We start from the raw sequence: 5,227 nt of genomic DNA, 5'->3' as shown, positions 1-5,227 counted from the left end.
AGCTGGAGTAGTATAAATGGGGCCAAAAAAAGCTTTGAAGGGGTTGTTATCTACAACAACCTCATATTCATCGTACCTATAAATCGTTTAGGACAACATTGTGGGCATTGTCGAAATGCTCATACGCCTGAAGGTACTTTCTTTTATGGGATTCACCCCTTCACTGATTACCTACTGGCACATCATCGGATATACCGGAATCATTGCACTGGTGACAGGAATCATTGCCGGACTCTATCCGTCATGGTACATGACTTCGTTCTCTCCGGCCCTTGTGCTGAAAGGAAACTATGCGCTAAGCGGAAGAGGCAAACGGCTCCGCATGTTACTTATCGGTTTCCAGTACATCATTTCATTTGTGCTGATTGTAACTGCCGGATTCATTTTCCTGCAAAACCGCTATATGCAAAATTATATATCAGGCATTGACAAAGACCAGATACTGGTTGCTTCTCTCCCACAAATGCCTTATCAAAGTTCCGAATACCGCAACTTTACAAATACCCTAAAAAGTTTTGCAGAAATAGATGATATCGCCTATGCTAAATCAAATCTGGGCGGAGGAAGCGGATATACTCAATATGCTTTCTTATATAAAGGAGAAATGCACGGACATTACTACATCGACGTCACGACAAACTTCTGTAAGGTAATGGGCTTAAAAATTGTATCGGGAGAAGATTTCCTCCCCAGCGACTCCATCTATCACAGTGATCTGAACTTTATTGCCACACAAGACTTACAGCAACAAACCGGCATTCCAGCCGGTGAAATACTGGACTTCTTCGTCTGGGGTGTGAATGCGCGACTGAAAGGCTACGTCAACAACGTACAATTAACCTCGCTCCGTTCTGAAGCACTTCCCTATATATTCTGTCCAAACGGGAAATACGGCAGCAATATTCTGCCTTTTGCCTACATTCGTGTAAAAGCCGGAAGCAATATGGAAACAGCCTTGAAGCACATCCGTCAAACCATTGCCAAATGTTTTATCGGTTATCCCGTCGATATAAAATTCTATGACCAAGTATATAGTCAGCTCTACCAGAAAGAGGCCGATCAGCAACAGTTGATTACCCTGTCCAGTCTGCTTGCCATTCTGATTTCACTGGTAGGAGTCTTTGGACTGGTTATCTTCGAAGCAGAACAGCGCCGCAAAGAAATCGGTATCCGAAAGGTATATGGAGCCTATACCCGTCAGATTCTCTGGATGTTCGGACGATCATATCTTACGCTGTCGGTAGTCAGTTCCGTCATTGCGACACCGATAGCCTGGTATATCGTATCCAAATGGCTGGAACAGTTTACTGAACGGATAGCCATCACGCCGTGGATATTCATTCTGACCTGTATCGTCATCAGCCTCATCACACTGATAACGATTACAGTACAGAATTACCGGACGGCTATCAGCAATCCGACAGACAACTTAAAAGCAGAATAATAAACAAAAGAATAAATATAATAACAATTTAATACTTATCACTATGATTAAGATTGAAAACCTTTGCAAGACATTCCGTACAACGGAAGTAGAAACAATTGCCTTGAACAATGTAAACCTGGAAGTCAATGAAAAAGAATTCGTGGCCATCATGGGACCTTCCGGTTGTGGAAAATCAACCTTACTGAATATCCTCGGCTTATTGGATAATCCCACCTCGGGCAACTATTATCTGGACAACAAAGAGGTCGGACATCTGAAGGAGAAAGACCGTACCAATGTACGTAAAGGTAATATCGGTTTCGTATTTCAGAGTTTTAACCTGATAGACGAACTGAATGTTTTCGAGAATGTCGAGCTTCCGCTTACGTATTTGAATATCCCTGCCGAAGAACGCAAGAAACGCGTAACCGAAATGCTGTCGCGTATGAATATCAGTCACCGTGCCAAACATTATCCCCAGCAGCTCTCCGGAGGTCAGCAGCAGCGTGTGGCCATCGCCCGTGCCGTAGTTTCCAATCCGAAAATCATCCTCGCCGATGAGCCAACCGGTAACCTGGATTCTAAAAACGGTCTGGAAGTAATGGAACTGCTTACCGAACTGAACAAAGAAGGAACTACCATCGTAATGGTAACCCACAGCCAGCGTGATGCCGGATTTGCCGGACGTATGATCAATCTGTTCGACGGGCAGATTGTATCCTCTATCAGTGAAATGTAATCTCTCTTAAGTTTTCTTTATATGTAAGGAGGTATGCCGGCAATATAGCTGGATATGCCTTCTTACTTTAACTTCAATCCAAGCGAATGATGAAAAGAGCCCTACAGAATCTTTTCCGGAAAGGAGAAGGTAACCTAACAAAAATTCTCTGTCTGGGTGTGGGAATGGCTATCGGACTGGTAATGCTTGCCGAAGTAATTTTCGAACGGTCGTATGATAACTTTATTCCCCATCTGGAAGACACTTATATCATACAGGAAAATTATAAGCATCAAGGTAATGATTGGTTAAACCACAATACCGTATCGGGAGCTATTGCCCCGGGCATCAAACGATATTGTCCGGAAGTAGAAGCCGCCACTCGTTTTACCATATTGAATGAAGATCTGCTGTTAACAACCGATGACCAACGTACCATAAAAGGTAATGCTTATTTGTGCGACAGCTCTTTTTTCGAGGTCTTTCCACGAAAAATTTTAATGGGAGAAGCGCCTCATACCGGACTGGAAAAAGCCAACAATGCTTATATATCAGCCAAACTGCTGAAAGTACTGGGAAATGATATTATAGGCAAACAACTGACTTGGAAAGTCTTCCCGGATTTTCATCTGACGGTAGTAGGAGTCTTTGAGGATTTCCCGGAAAATACTCATCTGCCGAAAATAGATATTGCTGTAGCTTTGCCTACCATTGGCCAAATAATGGGAGACGGAAGAAACAATTGGCTGGGGAACGACCGTTATTCCGGATATATCCGCCTGCGGCCCGGTACAGATCCGCAAACGCTGGAACCTAACATCAAGCACATGCTGTACACCAATGCTCCGATGGAAGAGCTGGAACGTTCGGGCAGCCAGTTTTACCTGAACCTGAAACCTGTAAGCAAGATCTTTCTATCCTCGGAATACAACCGTATCATGAACATCGTATTCCTCGTCTTTGCCTTTATCATGCTGGCTGTAGCAGTCCTGAACTATATCCTGCTGGTTGTTTCATCGGTAGTGAAACGAGCTAAAAGTATTGCTACTTACCGCTGTTACGGAGCAGAAAGCAAGGATATTTATCGCATGATACTGGTAGAGTCAGCATTGCACTGCTTCATCGCTCTGATACTTGCCGTACTCATTGTTTTCGGTCTGCAAGATTTTCTGCAAGAACAAATGGGACATAGTTTGCGAGCTTTATTTTCTCCCACTGCTTTAGTGCTGTGCCTGATGGTCGTTATTGCTGTTGCTATAATTTGCGGAGTAATGCCCAGCTATATATATACACGCATACCTGTCACTTACGCCTATCGTCGATATACAGAGAATAAACGACAATGGAAGCTGGGACTCTTATTCGTACAGTTCATGCTAACTACCTTCTTTGTCTGTCTGCTTACCGTTATCGGACTTCAGTATCAGGCATTGACCAATTATCGCACCGGATTCGAATATAAGAATATACTTTATACTTCCCTATCCGGAACTCAGAACATAGAGCGTGAACGTTGCATACAAGAACTAAAAAGGCTTCCTAATGTAAACGGAGTAACCTGGGGATATCAGGAAATGTTTATGAAATGCAGCGGAAACAATGTATACGATCCACAAAACGATAAGGAATACATGAATATTGCCGATATGTATGATGTAGGTCCCGACTATCATAAAGTATTCAGTATCCCCATTTTGGAAGGAACGGGCTTTACCACCGAACTGGGAGATAGTGTGAGTCAGGAAGTAATGGTGAGCCGTAGCTTTATCAACAAGATGGAAAAACTCGCCGGATGGACAGGCTCTCCTATTGGCAAGCAAGTCTTTATCACAGAGCATCAAGGTCGTCCTTATACTATCTGTGGTGTGTACGAAGAAATTCATCTGGGTTCTCAAGTTGCGGAAGATTTCGACGATCGCCCAACGGTGATGTTCTACAACACGCATCCTAACCATCTTCTTTACATTCGTTTGAAAGAAATGAGTCCAGAACAAATAAAGGAGATACAAGACATAGTCAGCCGTACCATGCCCAGTCAGGAAAAACACGTATATAGTCTCGACCTGGAAATGGCTAATCAGTACAACATGCTGTTACACGTAAGAAACAGTATACTCTTTGTCGGACTATGTATTCTGGTAATTGCACTTATCGGCCTGATAGCCTATATCCGTGATGAAGTAAACCGCCGACGTTCGGAAATAGCTATCCGTATCATTCACGGAGCACAAGTAAAGGATGTACAATTCCTCTTCTTGAAGGATATTCTGAAAATAGCCATTCCTGCTGTTCTGATTGGAACCGCATTTGCACTATTTGCCAGCAACCGCCTATTGGAATTGTTTGCGTTCAAAATCAACCTCACAGGGTATATCTTCGGAGGATGTATCCTGGTAGTACTCATAATCATGTTGATTCTCAGCACTTCAATGATATGGAAGGCAGCACGCAGTAATCCAATCAATAATTTAAGAACAGAATAAAATAATAAGTGTAAGCGCTTTTGACTAAGAGGTTTTCCCAACTATCAGGACGGGATAACCTCTTTTTTATTGCATCATAAAGCAACCGAAAAGCCACAACACAAAGAACCCCTTCCTGTTTTTGAAAATCAGGAAAAAACGAAGGAATGAAAACAAACTGCACATACAACTTTTTTCTTAGAACAAAAATAAAAAGGGAATATATTATCGAATCATAAAAGCGGAAAGAGTGGGATTCAAACCCACGGAACGGACAAAGCCGTTCACCGGATTTCGAGTCCGGCCCATTCGGTCACTCTGGCATCTTTCCTTATCCGCCGCGAATATACAACCTTTTCTGTTTCGTTGTCATCGCCAAAGCTGAAATTTTCTCTTAATCTTTACATTTATTTCTCTTACAAAACAGCAGACTAAAATCATTTCACGAATTTAGTCCAACAACTTTCCCTTTTTGAGCGATTTTCGTATCTTGACCCGCAACAAACTAAGATCTAAAATCTTATTACCTGAGTTCGGGATAAGTTTAGAATAAGGCCAGTTGTTTTGAGTCCTCAATATAGTATCCTTGCAATGCATCCGGTTTGTTTTCAAAGAAACAAT

3 protein-coding genes and 1 tRNA gene are annotated in these 5,227 nt (G+C 42.5%); 3 read left to right on the top strand and 1 reads right to left on the bottom strand.

Features of this window, described 5'->3' with window-relative positions:
* Window positions 1-100 precede the first annotated feature (100 nt).
* The 3 genes from ACZM60_RS14335 to ACZM60_RS14325 all read left to right on the top strand — a co-directional run bounded on the left by ACZM60_RS14335 (window position 101) and on the right by ACZM60_RS14325 (window position 4,627).
* Window positions 101-1,444: an ABC transporter permease gene (locus ACZM60_RS14335; protein WP_489521827.1), complete on the top strand. Its 1,344-nt coding sequence runs from the start codon at window positions 101-103 to the stop codon at window positions 1,442-1,444.
* 43 nt (window positions 1,445-1,487) lie between these two features.
* Window positions 1,488-2,165, top strand: coding sequence for an ABC transporter ATP-binding protein (locus ACZM60_RS14330; RefSeq protein WP_489521826.1), 678 nt, complete (start codon window positions 1,488-1,490; stop codon window positions 2,163-2,165).
* Window positions 2,166-2,251: 86 nt separating this feature from the next.
* Window positions 2,252-4,627, top strand: a complete 2,376-nt coding sequence (locus tag ACZM60_RS14325) for an ABC transporter permease (RefSeq protein ID WP_489521825.1) — start codon at window positions 2,252-2,254, stop codon at window positions 4,625-4,627.
* 221 nt (window positions 4,628-4,848) lie between these two features.
* Here the strand turns inward: ACZM60_RS14325 and ACZM60_RS14320 are convergent.
* Window positions 4,849-4,937: transfer RNA gene (locus tag ACZM60_RS14320), tRNA-Ser, on the bottom strand.
* Window positions 4,938-5,227 lie beyond the last annotated feature (290 nt).

Source organism: Phocaeicola sp., from assembly GCF_057861905.1.
This window is presented reverse-complemented; position numbering and strand designations above follow the sequence as displayed.